Origin of the sequence: Halomonas salipaludis (assembly GCF_002286975.1) — a bacterium.
Lineage (GTDB): Bacteria > Pseudomonadota > Gammaproteobacteria > Pseudomonadales > Halomonadaceae > Franzmannia > Franzmannia salipaludis.
In genome coordinates this window covers 581,373-596,505 of record NZ_NSKB01000003.1, presented here as the reverse complement: position 1 = coordinate 596,505, position 15,133 = coordinate 581,373, and the positions used below count along the sequence as shown (strand labels likewise).

The window sequence follows — 15,133 nt, the reverse complement described above, 5'->3', positions numbered from 1 at the left end:
ATCGGCGTCATCTTGCTCCGTCCCCTCCTCCGCCCAGTGAGACCACACACGAAATCGCCCCCGCAGTTCACACTGCGGGGGCGATTCGTCTTGCGCCTGGATCTTTGCCGCTTAGGCGTTAGATCTCGGTCTCGGTCGCTTCGGCCTGGAAGGCTGCCTTCTCTTCCTCGGTGATCTCCTTGATCGACAGCTTGACGCGGTTGCGGTTGTCGATGTCGAGCACCTTGACGATCACGTCGTCGCCCTCGTTGAGGAAATCGCGCACATCGTTGACCCGCTCCGGGACGATCTGCGAGATGTGCACCAGGCCGTCGGTACCCGGCATGATGTTGACGAAGGCGCCGAAGTCGGCGATGCGCACCACCTTGCCCATGTACAGCTTACCGATCTCGGCCTCGGCGGTGATCCCCAGCACGATGTCGATGGCTGCCTTGGCGGCCTTCTTGTCCTCGGCGTAGATGCGTACGGTGCCGTCGTCGTCGAGGTCGATGGAGGCGCCGGTGTCGTCGCAGATCTTGCGGATGGTGGCACCGCCCTTGCCGATCACGTCGCGGATCTTGTCCGGGTCGATCTTGATGGTGGCCATCGACGGGGCGTTCTCGGAGACTTCGCTACGGCTCTGGCCGATTACCGCGTTCATCTGCTCGAGGATACTGAGGCGCGCCTCATGGGCCTGCTGCAGCGCCTGCTCCATGATCTCCTCGTTGATGCCCTCGATCTTGATATCCATCTGCAGGGCGGTGACACCCTCGGCGGAGCCGGCCACCTTGAAGTCCATGTCGCCGAGATGGTCTTCGTCACCCAGGATGTCGGTCAGCACGGCGAACTTGTCGTCGTCCTTGACCAGGCCCATGGCGATCCCCGCCACCGGTGCCTTGAGCGGCACGCCGGCATCCATCAGCGCCAGTGAGGTGCCGCACACCGAGGCCATCGAGCTCGAGCCGTTGGACTCGGTGATCTCGGAGACCACGCGGATGGTGTAGGGGAAGTCGTCCTCGTTGGGCAGCATGGCCTGAACGCCGCGCCGCGCCAGACGGCCGTGGCCGATCTCACGACGCTTGGGACCGCCCATGAAGCCGGTCTCGCCCACGCAGTAGGGGGGGAAGTTGTAGTGCAGCAGGAAGCGGTCTTTACGCTCGCCTTCCAGCGACTCGATCAACTGAGCATCGCGCAGGGTGCCCAGGGTGGCGATGACGATCGCCTGGGTCTCGCCGCGGGTGAACAGCGCCGAACCGTGGGTCTTGGGCAGGTTGCCGACTTCGATGTTCAGCGGCCGCACGGTCTTGCTATCGCGGCCGTCGATGCGCGGTTCCCCGCTGGTCACGCGGGCACGCACGACCTTCTTCTCGAGGCTGGCAAAGGCACCCTTGACCTCGTCGGCGTCGAACTTGCCCTCCTCGTCGCCGGCCAGCTGCTCGACCGCCTCGGCCTTGGCCGCAGACAGGGCGTCCTGGCGCTGCATCTTGTCGGTAATGCGGTAAGCGTCGCCGATCTTGGCCTCGAAGCCGGCCTTGACGGCGTCCTTGAGGGCGGTGTTCTCGGCCGGCGGCTGCCAGTCCCACTTGGGCTTGCCGGCTTCCGCCACCAGCTCGTTGATGGCGCCGATCGCCACCTGCATCTCCTGGTGGGCAAACAGCACCGCACCGAGCATTTCGTCCTCGAGCAGCTCCTTGGCCTCCGACTCGACCATCAGCACGGCCTTGTCGGTGCCCGCGACGACCATGTCCAGTTCGGAGGCGGCGAGCTCTTCCACGGTGGGATTGAGGAAATAGCCCTTGTCATCGTCGAAGCCTACCCGTGCAGCGGCAATCGGGCCGTTGAACGGCACACCGGAAATGCACAACGCCGCCGACGTGCCGAGCATCGCGGCAATGTCCGGATCGTGGTTACGATCGGTGGACAGCACGGTACACACCACCTGCACTTCGTTCATGAACCCCTTGGGGAACAGCGGGCGAATAGGCCGGTCGATCAGCCGCGAGGTGAGGGTTTCTTTTTCGGTGGGGCGGCCTTCGCGTTTGAAAAAGCCCCCCGGAATCTTGCCTACGGCGTAGGTCTTTTCCTGATAGAACACGCCCAGCGGGAAAAAGGGCTGTGCGGGGTTGGCGTCTTTCTTGGCCACTACGGTGCACAACACCACGGTATCGTCCATGGTGACCTGTACGGCGCCCGTGGCCTGGCGAGCAACGCGGCCCGTCTCGAGAGTGACGGTGCTGCGCCCGTACTGAAATGTTTTCTTTACCGGATTCACGGTAGCATCCTTCAACTTGTCTGTGTCGTTTAGGTCGTTTTGACTCGCCGACCATTTTAGTGGTTGACGCGCGCCGGAGCCACCGGTTAGCGACATTTCCGGCCTATAAACAGGAAACGGGTAGCCCCCTAAAGGGCTACCCGTTTCGAATGTCCTGAAGAAATGGAGGATTTCGCGTTGCGAGCGACGAGAGGCTGGTCGCCGCCGGAGCGCAGAACCGAGCGTAGCGACAAACATCCGGCGGATGACCCCGAAGGGGCGAGAAACCGAAGGTTTCGAGTCAACCGGAGTGTAGCTCGCTACATGAGGATTCCGAGCACCGCCGGCGACCAGGATATCGAGCGCAGTAGCGAAATACCCTTTTCTTAGCGGCGCAGGCCCAGGCGCTGAATCAGCGACTGATAGCGCTCGAAATCCTTACGCTTCAGGTAGTCCAGCAGCTTGCGGCGCTGGTTGACCATGCGGATCAGGCCACGACGTGAGTGGTGATCCTGCTTGTTGGTCTTGAAGTGATCCTGCAGGCCATCGATGTTGGCGCTCAGCAGGGCCACCTGAACCTCGGGGGAACCGGTGTCGTTGTCGCCACGGCCGAATTCATTGACGATCTCGGCCTTCTTTTCAGCGGTCAGTGCCATCTGTCTCTCCAGTAAGCAATATGCCTAAGTGATGAATGTCGAAGACCACGCATATTTGCAGTCTCCACGCCTGCCGGGCGCTGCCTCGGGCAACGCCTGGCGGGTTGCTTACGCGCGACCGTCGCTAGTAGCGGCAGCCGCGGTATTCAACAGACGCCGGGGGGCGATTTCCCCCGCCGTCTTGACCGTGCCGAGACCCAGGAAGGTCTCGTCACGGTAGAGTCTTGTCAGGCTGCCGGCGTCGAGTGCCAGCCGCTCGCTGTGGATCGGCTGGCCGTGCAGCAGACGCCCGGCCTGTTCGGCGTCAACGTCCAGCGCCGGCAGGTGCTCCACCAGCACGTCCACCGGCATCAGCTGCGCCTCGCGGGCAGCCTGGTCTTGCAGCGCTTCCAGTGCCGCCAGGTCGAGCATCGCCTCGCCGCTGAACGGGCCGGTCTTGAGCCGCCGCAGCGCGGTGATATGCGCTCCACAGCCCAACGCGCGGCCGATGTCCTCGGCCAGGGTACGAATATAGGTACCCTTGCTGACCCGCACCTCGAGCTCGAAGCCCTCGGCATCGTGCGCCAGGAGGCGCGCATCATACACCGTCACGCGGCGCACTGCACGCACCACCGTCTTGCCCTCGCGGGCCAGTTCGTAGAGCTTGCGGCCCTGATGCTTGAGCGCCGAATACATCGGCGGCGTCTGCTCGATCTCGCCGCGAAAGCCCTCGAGCACCCGCTCGATGTCGTCGGCCGTGAGTGGCGGCACCGCACAGCGCTCGACCACCTCACCCTCGGCATCGCCGCTGTCGGTCACCTCGCCGAGCTTGACCCGGGTACGGTAGACCTTGTCGGCGTCGAGCAGATACGAGGAGAACTTGGTGGCTTCGCCGAAGCAGATCGGCAGCAGGCCGGTGGCCATCGGGTCCAGGGTCCCGGTATGGCCGGCCTTCTGGGCCTGAAACAGGCGCCGGACGCGCTGCAGAATCTGGTTGCTCGAGGCGCCCTTGGGCTTGTCGAACAGCAGCACCCCATCCACCGGCAGGCCGCGACGGCGTCGCGCCATCAGCGCTGGCCCTCGTCATCGTCGCCATCCCGCGAGCGGTCGCTGGCGACCGCCTCGTCGATCAGCGACGACAGTCGCTGGCCGCGCACCACGCTCTCATCGTAGTGAAAGCGCAACTCCGGCACGTGGCGCAGCTTGATGCGACGTGCGATCTGGCTACGCAGGAACCCCGCGGCGCGCTTGAGCACCTTGAGGTTCTCCTTGACCCGCTCGGCGTCGTTATCACCCAGCAGCGTGATATAGACGTCGGCATAGCCGAGGTCGCGGCTGACCGTGACCCCACTGACGGTGACCATCCCCAAGCGCGGGTCCTTGACCTCGCGCTGGATGAGTACCGCCAGCTCCTGCTGCAGCTGGTCAGCAACCCGATCGGTACGCTTGAACTCGCTCATGCTGACTCCTGGCGCCGTTACAGGCTGCGCTCGACCTTGACCTGATCGAAGACCTCGATCTTGTCACCGGTCTGGACGTCATTGTAGTTCTTGACGCCGATACCGCACTCCATGCCGTTGCGCACTTCGTTGACGTCATCCTTGAAGCGGCGCAGCGACTCGAGCTCGCCCTCGTAGATGACCACGTTGTCGCGCAGCACGCGGATCTTCTTGTTGCGATGTACGCTGCCCTCGACCACCATGCAGCCGGCCACGGCGCCGATCTTGGGCGCGCGGAAGACGTCGCGAACCTCGGCCACGCCGACGATCTCTTCCTTCCACTCCGGCGCCAGCATGCCACTCATGGCCTGCTTGACCTCGTCGATCAGCTGGTAGATGACGCTGTAGTAGCGCAGATCCAGGCCTTCACGCTCGATGATCTCGCGGGCCGAGGCGTCGGCACGCACGTTGAAGCCGACCACGATGGCGTCACTGGCCAGCGCCAGGTTGGCGTCGGTGCCAGTGATACCGCCAACACCGGAAGAGACCACGGCCACCTGCACTTCGTCGGTGGAGAGCTCTTCCAGGGCGCCCTTGATGGCTTCCAGAGAGCCCTGCACATCGGCCTTGAGCACGATGTTGACCTTGGCCACCTCGTCCTGACCCATCTGGCTGAACATGTTCTCCAGCTTAGCCTTCTGCTGGCGCGCCAGGCGCACCTCGCGGTACTTGCCCTGACGGAAGTTGGCGACCTCGCGGGCCTTCTTCTCGTCGGCCAGAACCATGAAGTCATCACCGGCATCCGGGGTACCGTCGAGGCCCTGGATCTCCACCGGCATGGCCGGGCCGACGCTGTCGACCTGCTTGCCGAGCTCGTTGGTCAGCGCACGTACGCGGCCGTAGTGCAGGCCGGCCAGCACGATATCGCCCTTCTTCAGGGTACCGTTCTGGACCAACACCGTGGCCACCGGGCCGCGCCCCTTGTCGAGGCGCGACTCGACCACCACACCCTTGCCGGGCGCCTCGGGTACCGCCTTGAGCTCGAGCACTTCGGAGACCAGCAGTACCGCCTCGAGCAGCGCATCGATGCCTTCGCCGGTCTTGGCCGAGACGTGGACGAACTGGGTATCGCCGCCCCACTCCTCGGAAATCACCCCGTGCTGAGAGAGCTCGTTGCGAATCCGGTCGAAGTCGGCGCCTTCCTTGTCGATCTTGTTGACCGCTACCACGATCGGCACTTCTGCCGCCTTGGAGTGCTCGATCGCCTCGACCGTCTGGGGCATCACGCCGTCATCGGCGGCCACCACCAGGATGACCACGTCGGTGGCCTTGGCACCGCGGGCACGCATGGCGGTAAACGCCGCGTGGCCCGGGGTATCCAGGAAGGTCACGCCGCCGTGCTTGTCTTCGACATGATAGGCGCCGATGTGCTGGGTGATGCCGCCGGCTTCGCCGGTGGCGACCTTGGCCTTGCGAATATGGTCGAGCAGCGAGGTCTTGCCGTGGTCGACGTGACCCATCACGGTCACCACCGGGGCACGGGTGATCTCTTCGCCCTCGTAGGAGATGCCCTCGAGGACTTCGGTCTCCAGCGCATCGTCCTTGACCAGCTTGGGCGTGTGGCCCATCTCCTCGACGACGATCGCCGCGGTATCCTGGTCGATGGTCTGGTTGATGGTCACCGCGGCACCCATGGTGAACATCGCCTTGATCACTTCGTTGGCCTTGATCGACATCTTGTCGGCCAGGTCGGCAACGCTGATCGACTCGGGGATCGAAACCTCGCGCACGATCGGCTGGGTCGGCTTCTGGAAGCCGTGCTTACCGCCGCCGCTGTCGCGACCGCCGCGCCGCGTACCACGCCGCTCGGCGCGCTTGACCTTCTTGGCGCCAGCGCCGCGACGGCGCTCTTCGCGATCACCGCGATCGTCATCGTCGCGCCCACCACGGCCACCCTTCTTGGCCGCGGCTTTCTTGGGCACGCGGCGCTGCTCGCGGCCCTCCTTGGGCGGTGCCGGCGGCTGTTCGGCGTCGCCCGGTGCGGCGCTGAGGTCGGGAACCGGAACCGCCGGCTCGCTGACAGGTTCAGCCGCCTTGGCCTGCTCGGCCGTCTTGGCCTGTTCAGCCGCCGTGGCTTGCTCGGCGTCGGCAGCGGCCTGGCGCGCCTGCTCGGCCTCGGCGGCCTTGGCCTGCTCTTCGGCCTGCTGACGCGAGTCGGCCATGTCGCCGACCAGCTGGCGCGGACCGCTTTCCTCGGCCTTGGGCTCTTCCGCCGCCGGCTCCTCGCGCTTGACGTAGGTGCGCTTCTTGCGCACCTGCACCTCGATGGTCTTGCCGCGCTCGCCGCTTCTGATACGGCTCTTGGTCTGCCGCGTCAGGGTGATGCGATTGCGCGCCCCGGCGCTGCTGCCGCCGTGGCTCTTGGTCAGGTAGTCGAGCAGGCGCTGCTTATCCTCTTCGGACACGGCGTCGCCCTCGGACTTGTGCGGCAGCCCGGCTTCTTTCATCTGTTCCAGCAGGCGAGGCACGTCGCGCCCCACCTTGACTGCGAAATCTTTAACGGTCATTTCTGACATTACGACCCTCCTGAGCCCGTGACCTGATTACTGTTCGCTCTCGAACCAAGGCGCACGGGCAGTCATTATCAGTGCCGCGGCGCGCTCCTCGTCCACACCCTCGATGTCCTTGAGATCATCGACGGACTGCTCGGCAAGGTCCTCCATCGTGACGATCCCCCGGCTGGCCAGAATAAAGGCCAGATGACGCTCCATGCCGTCCATCTCGAGAAGGTCCTCGGCCGGCTGGGCGCCGTCGAGCTCCTCTTCGGAGGCGATGGCCAGGTTCAACAGCTCGTCCTTGGCGCGTGCGCGCAGCTCTTCGACGAGATCCTCGTCGAACTCCTCGATCTCGAGCATCTCCTCGAGCGGCACATAGGCGATCTCCTCCAGCGAGGTGAAGCCCTCCTCGACCAGGATGCGTGCCAGCTCGTCGTCGATTTCGAGGTGGTTGATAAAGTGCTCGACCAGGCTGTCGATCTCCTGCTCGCGCTTGCCCTCGGCTTCTTCTTCGGTCATCACATTGAGCCGCCAGCCGGTCAGCTCGGACGCCAGGCGTACGTTCTGCCCGCTGCGACCGATGGCCTGAGCGAGGTTGTCTTCGGCCACCGCGACATCCATCGCGTGGCTGTCCTCGTCGACCAGAATCGAGCCAACGTCGGCCGGGGCCATGGCGTTGATCACCAGTTGGGCGGGGTTGTCATCCCACAGGATGATATCGACCCGCTCATTCTGCAGTTCGGTAGACACGGCCTGAACCCGCGAGCCGCGCATGCCGACGCAGGCGCCGACCGGATCGATGCGGCGGTCGTTGGTCTTGACCGCGATCTTGGCCCGCGAGCCCGGATCGCGCGCCGCACCCTTGATCTCGATGAGCTGCTCGGCGATTTCCGGCACCTCGATCTTGAACAGTTCGATGATCAGCTCGGGGCAGGTACGCGACAGGATCAGCTGCGAGCCGCGCGCCTCAGCGTCGACCTTGACCAGCAGGGCACGCACCCGCTCATTCATACGGTAGCGCTCGCCGGGAATCATCTCGCCGCGCGGCAGAAACGCCTCGGCGTTGTCGCCCAGGTCGATGATCAGACCGTCGCGGGTGGTCTTCTTGACGATGCCGGCAACCAGCTCGCCCTCACGGTCCGTGTATTGGCGAACCACCTCGGCGCGTTCGGCCTCGCGCACCTTCTGCACGATGACCTGCTTGGCGGTCTGTGCCGCGATGCGCCCGAAGACGGCGTTGTCGATCTTCTCCTCGACCACGTCGCCAAGCGCCAGCGGCGGATCGCGCTGCTCGGCGATGCTCTGCTTGATCTCATGATCCGGGGTCTCGAACTCGTCGTCCTCGACCACGGTCCAGAAGCGGAAAGTGTCGTAGTCGCCGGTGGCGCGGTCGATCTTGACCCGCACCGTGGCCTCCTCCTGCTCGAAGCGCTTGCGCGACGCGCTGGCCAGGGCTGCTTCCACGGCCTCGAAAATCACATCACGGGGCACGCCCTTTTCGTTCGAGATCGCATCTACGACCGTCAGAATCTCTTTGCTCATGCCTTTGCCTCGCCAGAAAACCTATCCTTATTCATCGCCACCGGCCTCACTCCTCGAACTGCGGCACGACGCGTGCCTGATCGATGCCGTCGATGGGAAAGCAGTACTCTTCACCGTCGAGCTGTAGCAGCACGTCATCGCCTTCGATGCCGGCCAGCAAGCCCTGATACTTGCGACGTCCCTCGTAGGGGGCGCGTAGCTTGAGTGCCACGACGTGTCCGGCGTAGCGCTCGAAATGATCGAGGGAGAACAGCGGCCGATCCATGCCGGGAGAAGACACTTCGAGACGATATTCCCCGGCGATCGGATCCTCGACGTCGAACACGGCGCTAACCTGCCGGCTGATGTCTGCACAGTTCTCGACCGTCACCCCCTCGGGACCGTCGATATAGATCACCAGCCGGGAGTGCTTGCCCTGAGAAAGATAGTCTATCCCCCACAGCTCGAAACCCATGGAGGTCACCACCGGCTCGATTAGCGCGTGTAGCGCGGCGTCCTTGATTGCCACAGACGAAGACTCCTACAGCCGTTGCGTCAGGCACCTGGCCAGGAGATGAAGAGACAGCTAGGTGGCTGATTGGCGTGCTATCAGCACGGGCTGTTAACGAATGAACGGTCAACAGATGAGCTGCTAACAAAAAGCCCCTTCACTGGAAGGGGCCTTTTACAAGAAACCTTTCATACCAACTCGGCCCCTGATTGCATCAGATCCAAGATGGTAGCGGGGACCGGATTTGAACCGATGACCTTCGGGTTATGAGCCCGACGAGCTACCAGACTGCTCCACCCCGCATCACAGGTCGGCGAGTATAGCTAGCGGGCTATCCAGCGTCAAGGAAGCTCATTGAGCAAACCACCCTGGGCCGGCCGCTATCGCCGATGCCACTCTTGCTACTGAAATCCGCGCCTGGCGCGTGCTTCAGGTTTTGGTGCCGAAGGCGGGACTTGAACCCGCACGACCGTAAGGTCACTACCCCCTCAAGATAGCGTGTCTACCAATTCCACCACTTCGGCAACAGGGGAGTACTGAATCGGCAGCGCCAGTTAGTCGCTGCTTTCCTCGAGCACTGGCGCGGTATTATCCATGTCCGCGGCCTCATCGTCAAGGGTTGGTACGCCCTGCTGCTGCTCGATCAAGCGCGAATCGGGAATCCCCGCTTCCGGCGCCTGGCTGGCCTGGGTAGCGAAGTAGGCCAGCGCCATCGAGGTCACGAAGAAGGAGGCGGCAAGCAGCGCGGTGAACTTGGCGAGAAAGCTTCCAGAGCCGCGCGAACCGAACACCGTCTGAGAGGCACCGCCGCCGAAGGCGGCGCCGGCTTCGGCGCCCTTGCCCTGCTGCAGCAGGATAAGCGCAACCAGGGTGATGGCGATCACCACGTGAATCATGAGAATGGCTACTTGCATGGGTTCAACCTGCTGACTGACAAATGGCTAGAAAATCGTCGACCTTGAGCGAAGCACCGCCCACCAGGCCGCCGTCGATGTCCGGCTGAGCCAATAGCTCAGCCGCGTTGCTGGCATTCATGCTGCCGCCGTAGAGCAGCGGCAGGCGCGCGGCGAGGTCGCGGTCATAGCCCGCCTGATAGGCGCGGATCGCGGCCATCACGTCCTGCGCCTGCTGCGGCGTTGCGGTGCGCCCGGTGCCGATTGCCCAGACCGGCTCATAGGCGATCACCAGCCGCGCCCGCTGGGCCGGCTCTAGTCGCGCCATGGCGTGCCCGACCTGGCGCAGCACCACCTCCTCGGTGCGCCCGGCATCGCGCTCTTCGAGGGTTTCGCCAACGCATAGAATGGGCCGGATATCGGCGCTCAGCGCGGCGATCAGACGGTCGTAGACGTCGTCATCACTCTCGCGGTAAAGCTGGCGACGCTCGGAGTGGCCGACCAGCACATAGCCGACGCCGAACTCCTTGAGCATGGCACCGCTGACCTCACCGGTGCGCGCACCGCTATGCAGCGGATTGAGGGTCTGCGCGCCGAGCCCCAGCGGCGTTGCGGCGAAGGCCCGCCGTGCCGCCTCGAGGTAGGGGAACGGCGGATGAATCACCACCTCGACGCCACTCGGCAAGCGCGCCTCGGAAAAAGCACGGCCGAAGGCCTCGACCAGCTCGGTGGAGCCGTTCATCTTCCAGTTGCCGGCAATCAGCGGCGCACGCATCAGCTGTCCTCCCTCAAGATGGAGCGAAATGGTATAGGAGCGGCCCTAGCATGACAACCGCGGCTTGACAACCCGAGCCGTGATTCAGGCCAGCTGCGCCTCGACATCGCCGGCCAGGCGCCGCGCCAGCCCCTCTACGTCGAGATGCGGGCGCCCCTCGACCATCACCCGAATCAGCGGCTCGGTACCCGACGGCCGCAGCAGCACCCGGCCCTGGTCGCCCAGCACCTCCTCGACCGCAACCACTGCCGCCTGCAGCGCCGGCTTCTCCATCACTGCCTTGGCATTGGTGCCCTGGGTCAGGCGTACGTTGATCAGCGCCTGGGGCGCCTTTTCCAGCCCGGTCAGCAGGCTCGCCAACGGCACACCCTCGCGCACCATGATCGCCACCACCTGCAGCGCCGAGACGATGCCGTCGCCGGTGGTCTGCACGTGGCCGCAGACGATATGCCCGGAGGACTCGCCGCCCAGCTGCCAGCCGTTGGCGTTGAGCTTCTCGATCACGTAGCGGTCGCCGACCTTGGCGCGCTCGAAGGGCACCCCCATCGTCTCCAGCGCCGCAGCCAACCCGAAGTTGGACATCAGCGTGCCGACCACGCCGCCGCCCAGCTCGCCGCGGCCGTGGCGATCGCGGGCGATCAGATAGAGGATGTCGTCGCCGTCGATCTCGCGGCCGTCGGCGTCGACCAGCAGTACCCGGTCGCCGTCGCCATCGAAGGCGATGCCCAGATCAGCGCCCTGCTGGATCACCGCCGCGCGCAGCGCCGCCGGATAGGTCGAGCCAACCTCCTGGTTGATATTCAGACCATCGGGGTTGGCACCGATCAGGCTGACCTCGGCGCCCAGCTCGCGGAACACGCTGGGGGCGATGTGGTAGGTGGCACCGTGGGCGCAGTCGAGGACGATCTTCAGGCCATGCAGGCTGAGCCGATCGGGAATGGTCGACTTGCAGAACTCGATGTAGCGCCCCGGCGCATCGTTGATGCGCACCGCCTTGCCAAGTTCGGCGGCGTCCACCGTAGTCAACGGCTCCTCGAGCATCGCCTCGATGCGCGACTCCAGTGCGTCCGGCAGCTTGGTGCCCTCGGCGGAGAAGAACTTGATGCCGTTATCGGCGAAGGGGTTGTGCGAGGCCGAAATGACGATCCCGGCGTCGGCGCGAAAGGTGCGGGTCAGGTAGGCGATGCCAGGGGTCGGCATCGGCCCCAGCAGCGAGACGTCCACCCCTGCCGCCGAGAGGCCGGCCTCCAGGGCCGACTCGAACATATAGCCCGAGATGCGGGTATCCTTGCCGATCAACACCTTGGCACTCCCCTCCTCGGTCAGCACCCGCCCCATCGCCCAGCCAAGCTTGAGCATGAAGTCGGCGGTGATGGGGTACTCCCCCACCGTGCCGCGAATCCCGTCGGTACCGAAATAGCGTTTGCTCATGGTTCCAAGCCTTCCTGTAGCACAGCCCATGTCATGTTGACGGCGTCCACGCTGGGCCCCACATCGTGAACGCGCAGTATGCGCGCGCCGCGCTCGACGGCCAGCGCCGCCAGCGCCAGTCCGCCGGGCAGGCGCTCCTCCACCGGCCGCTCAAGCACCTTGCCGATCATGCTCTTGCGCGACATGCCCACCAGCAGCGGCAGCCCCAGCGTCTCGAGGTGCTGCATACGCCGCAGCAGGCGCAGGTTATGCTCGACGGTCTTGCCGAACCCGAAGCCCGGGTCGAGGATCAGCCGCTCGCGCTTGAGCCCGGCCGCCTCGCAGGCGTCGATGCGCTCGGCGAGAAACTGCGCCACCGCCTCTTCTATTGGCTCAGCATAGTGCGGGGCGCGCTGCATGTCGCTGGGCTCACCCAGCAGGTGCATCACGCACACCGGCAAACCGCTGCGTGCCGCCGCCTGCAGCGCGCCCTCTTGGCGCAGTGCGCGCACGTCATTGAGCATGCCGGCGCCGAGCGCTGCGGTTCCGCGCATGACCTCGGGACTGCTGGTGTCTACCGAGATCAGCGCATCGAGTTCGCGCACCAGCCGTTCGACCACCGGTGCCACGCGATCCAGCTCCTGCTGGGCGGGGATCGGCCGTGAGCCGGGACGCGTCGACTCACCGCCGACGTCGATGATCGCCGCGCCCTCGGCCAGCATGCGCTCGGCGTGGCGCAGCGCATCATCGACGACGATATGGCGGCCGCCGTCGGAAAACGAGTCCGGGGTGACATTGAGAATCCCCATCACTCGGGGATAGGAGAGGTCGAGACGGTGCCGCCCACAGTGCAGTACGGCGCTGCTATCGCTCATGAAGTGATCCTGATGCTGTGCGTGGCTCGCGCGGCCAGGCAAAGGCGTTCACTCTAATCAGCCCCTCGGCAAGGCGCAAGCCGCGCTGTGGCGGGTCGTAACGCAACGCAACGAGGCGCCTTGCGGCGCCTCGCTACATGGCTGACGGATGCTCAGTGGCCGGCCGGACCGCCCAGTGGGTCGGAGGGACGACGACGCGGCTCGTCGTCGTCCTCTTCGCCGCCATCGTCGAGATCATCGGCCGGCGCATCGGGCTTGGCCTCGGCCGCCGGCGCTTCTGCGCCAGGCGCGCCGCCGCTGGGATTGCTGGGATCTTCCCAACCTTCCGGCGGCTTCGGCGGACGCCCTTCCATGATGTCCTTGAGCTGGGTGGCATCGATGGTCTCATACTGCATCAGCGCCTCGGCCATGGCATCGAGCTTGTCGCGATTCTCCTCGAGAATGCGCTTGGCCTCGGCATAGCAGCCATCGATGATCTTGCGCACTTCCTTGTCGAGCCGCGAGGTGGTCTCGCCGGACTTGAGCTTGCCGCCCTGGCCCGGGCCGCCGAGGAACTGGTGCGACTCGTCCTCGTCGTACATGATCGGGCCCATCTCGTCGGAGAGCCCCCACTTGGCGACCATGTTGTGGGCCAGCTCGGTGGCGCGCTTGATGTCGTTCGAGGCACCGGTGGTAACGCCGTTGGGGCCAAGCGTCATCTCTTCGGCGATACGCCCGCCGAACAGCGAGCAGATCTGGCTGATGATCTGCTGGCGCGACAGGCTGTAGCGGTCCGCCTCGGGCAGGAACATGGTCACGCCCAAAGCACGCCCACGCGGAATGATGGTGACCTTGTAGACCGGGTCGTGCTCCGGCATCACCAGGCCGATGATGGCGTGCCCCGACTCGTGATAGGCGGTGTTGAGCTTCTCCTTGTCGGTCATGACCATCGACTTGCGCTCGGCGCCCATCATGATCTTGTCCTTGGCCAGCTCCAACTCCTCCATGCTGACCAGGCGCTTGTTGCGCCGCGCGGCGAACAGCGCCGCCTCATTGACCAGGTTGGCCAGGTCGGCACCGGAGAAGCCCGGAGTACCACGGGCGATCAGCACCGGCTTGACGTCGTCGGCCAGCGGCACCTTGCGCAGGTGCACACCGAGGATATGCTCGCGGCCACGGATATCGGGCAGGCCGACCACCACCTGGCGGTCGAAGCGCCCAGGGCGCATCAGCGCCGGGTCGAGCACATCGGGGCGGTTGGTGGCAGCGATCACGATGATGCCCTCGTTGGCCTCGAAGCCATCCATCTCGACCAGCAACTGGTTGAGGGTCTGCTCGCGCTCGTCGTTGCCGCCGCCCATGCCGGCGCCGCGCGAGCGGCCCACGGCATCGATCTCATCGATGAAGATGATGCACGGCGCCTGCTTCTTGGCCTGCTCGAACATGTCGCGCACCCGCGAGGCGCCCACGCCGACGAACATCTCGACGAAGTCGGAACCAGAGATCGAGAAGAACGGCACCTTGGCCTCACCGGCGATCGATTTCGCCAGCAACGTCTTACCGGTACCCGGCGGGCCCACCATCAGCACGCCGCGCGGGATGGTGCCGCCCAGGCGCTGGAACTTGGAGGGGTCGCGCAGGAAGTCGACCAGTTCCTCGACCTCCTCCTTGGCCTCGTCGCACCCCGCCACATCGGCAAAAGTGGTCTTGATCTGGTCCTGGGAGAGCAGCTTGGCCTTGGACTTGCCGAAGCTCATTGGCCCACCCTTGCCGCCGGCACCGCCCTGCATCTGGCGCATGAAGAACAGGAAGATGGCGAGGATGATCAGGATCGGGAAACTGGCAATCAGCAGCCGCGTCCACAGGCTCTGCTCCTGAGGCTCACGCCCCACCACGGTGACGTCGTTGGAGAGCAGATCGTTGATCAGCTGCGGGTCTTCTGCCGCCGGACGGATGGTCTGGAACTGCGAACCATCGGTGCGCTCACCGCTGATGGTATAGCCATCGATGGTGACGCTACGGATCTGCTGGTTCTGCACCTGCTGGACGAACTGCGAGTAGTTCATCGCCTGGGGTGAGCTGTCGACGCTGAAGTTGTTGAACACCGTCAGCAGCACTGCCGCGATGACCAACCACAGAATCAGGTTTTTCGCCATATCATTCAAGGGAGTACCCTCATTGCTGAAAACGGACTGCCAAGCGGGCATAGGTCTTCGACACTACAGCAGATGCGGGCGTTCAACCACATCCATGCTCGTCGATCGACATTGCCACACTTGTCTGCGGGTGTCTGTCTATCGTGGCGGTAGC

12 protein-coding genes and 2 tRNA genes are annotated in these 15,133 nt (G+C 64.7%); all 14 read right to left on the bottom strand.

What is annotated here, in order from left to right; genetic code table 11:
- Positions 1–118 precede the first annotated feature (118 nt).
- On the bottom strand, positions 119–2,251 hold the full coding sequence (gene pnp / locus CK498_RS10385; RefSeq protein ID WP_176475763.1) for a polyribonucleotide nucleotidyltransferase: 2,133 nt from the start codon (positions 2,249–2,251) through the stop codon (positions 119–121).
- Between the two features lie 365 nt (positions 2,252–2,616).
- Positions 2,617–2,886: a 30S ribosomal protein S15 gene (rpsO, locus tag CK498_RS10380; protein ID WP_095620770.1), complete on the bottom strand. Its 270-nt coding sequence runs from the start codon at positions 2,884–2,886 to the stop codon at positions 2,617–2,619.
- A 108-nt stretch (positions 2,887–2,994) separates the two neighbouring features.
- The gene (gene truB, locus CK498_RS10375) at positions 2,995–3,933 is read right to left on the bottom strand and encodes a tRNA pseudouridine(55) synthase TruB (RefSeq protein WP_095620769.1); all 939 of its coding nucleotides are present in this window, start codon (positions 3,931–3,933) and stop codon (positions 2,995–2,997) included.
- Complete coding sequence (rbfA, locus tag CK498_RS10370; RefSeq protein ID WP_095620768.1) at positions 3,933–4,325, bottom strand: 30S ribosome-binding factor RbfA; 393 nt, start codon at positions 4,323–4,325, stop codon at positions 3,933–3,935. The genes truB and rbfA overlap by 1 nt, the downstream gene beginning before the upstream one ends.
- A gap of 17 nt (positions 4,326–4,342) precedes the next feature.
- Positions 4,343–6,880: a translation initiation factor IF-2 gene (gene infB / locus CK498_RS10365; protein WP_095620767.1), complete on the bottom strand. Its 2,538-nt coding sequence runs from the start codon at positions 6,878–6,880 to the stop codon at positions 4,343–4,345.
- 27 nt (positions 6,881–6,907) lie between these two features.
- Positions 6,908–8,401: a transcription termination factor NusA gene (nusA, locus tag CK498_RS10360; protein WP_095620766.1), complete on the bottom strand. Its 1,494-nt coding sequence runs from the start codon at positions 8,399–8,401 to the stop codon at positions 6,908–6,910.
- Between the two features lie 46 nt (positions 8,402–8,447).
- Positions 8,448–8,909, bottom strand: coding sequence for a ribosome maturation factor RimP (rimP, locus tag CK498_RS10355; protein WP_095620765.1), 462 nt, complete (start codon positions 8,907–8,909; stop codon positions 8,448–8,450).
- Between the two features lie 208 nt (positions 8,910–9,117).
- A tRNA-Met gene (locus CK498_RS10350) sits at positions 9,118–9,194 on the bottom strand.
- A gap of 134 nt (positions 9,195–9,328) precedes the next feature.
- A tRNA-Leu gene (locus CK498_RS10345) sits at positions 9,329–9,415 on the bottom strand.
- A gap of 30 nt (positions 9,416–9,445) precedes the next feature.
- Positions 9,446–9,805 (bottom strand): preprotein translocase subunit SecG, encoded by a 360-nt coding sequence (gene secG / locus CK498_RS10340; RefSeq protein ID WP_095620764.1) that lies wholly within the window; start codon positions 9,803–9,805, stop codon positions 9,446–9,448.
- Between the two features lie 4 nt (positions 9,806–9,809).
- Positions 9,810–10,559 carry a triose-phosphate isomerase gene (gene tpiA / locus CK498_RS10335; protein ID WP_095620763.1) on the bottom strand — a complete coding sequence of 250 codons (750 nt, stop codon included), beginning with the start codon at positions 10,557–10,559 and terminating at the stop codon, positions 9,810–9,812.
- A gap of 84 nt (positions 10,560–10,643) precedes the next feature.
- Positions 10,644–11,990, bottom strand: a complete 1,347-nt coding sequence (glmM, locus tag CK498_RS10330) for a phosphoglucosamine mutase (protein WP_095620762.1) — start codon at positions 11,988–11,990, stop codon at positions 10,644–10,646.
- A complete protein-coding gene (gene folP, locus CK498_RS10325; protein ID WP_095620761.1) occupies positions 11,987–12,844 on the bottom strand; it encodes a dihydropteroate synthase in 858 nt (285 codons plus the stop codon). Before folP ends, glmM begins: the two co-directional genes overlap by 4 nt.
- Positions 12,845–12,996: 152 nt before the next feature.
- Entirely contained in the window at positions 12,997–14,988 is a 1,992-nt protein-coding gene (gene ftsH, locus CK498_RS10320) for an ATP-dependent zinc metalloprotease FtsH (protein ID WP_095620760.1), read from the bottom strand.
- Positions 14,989–15,133 lie beyond the last annotated feature (145 nt).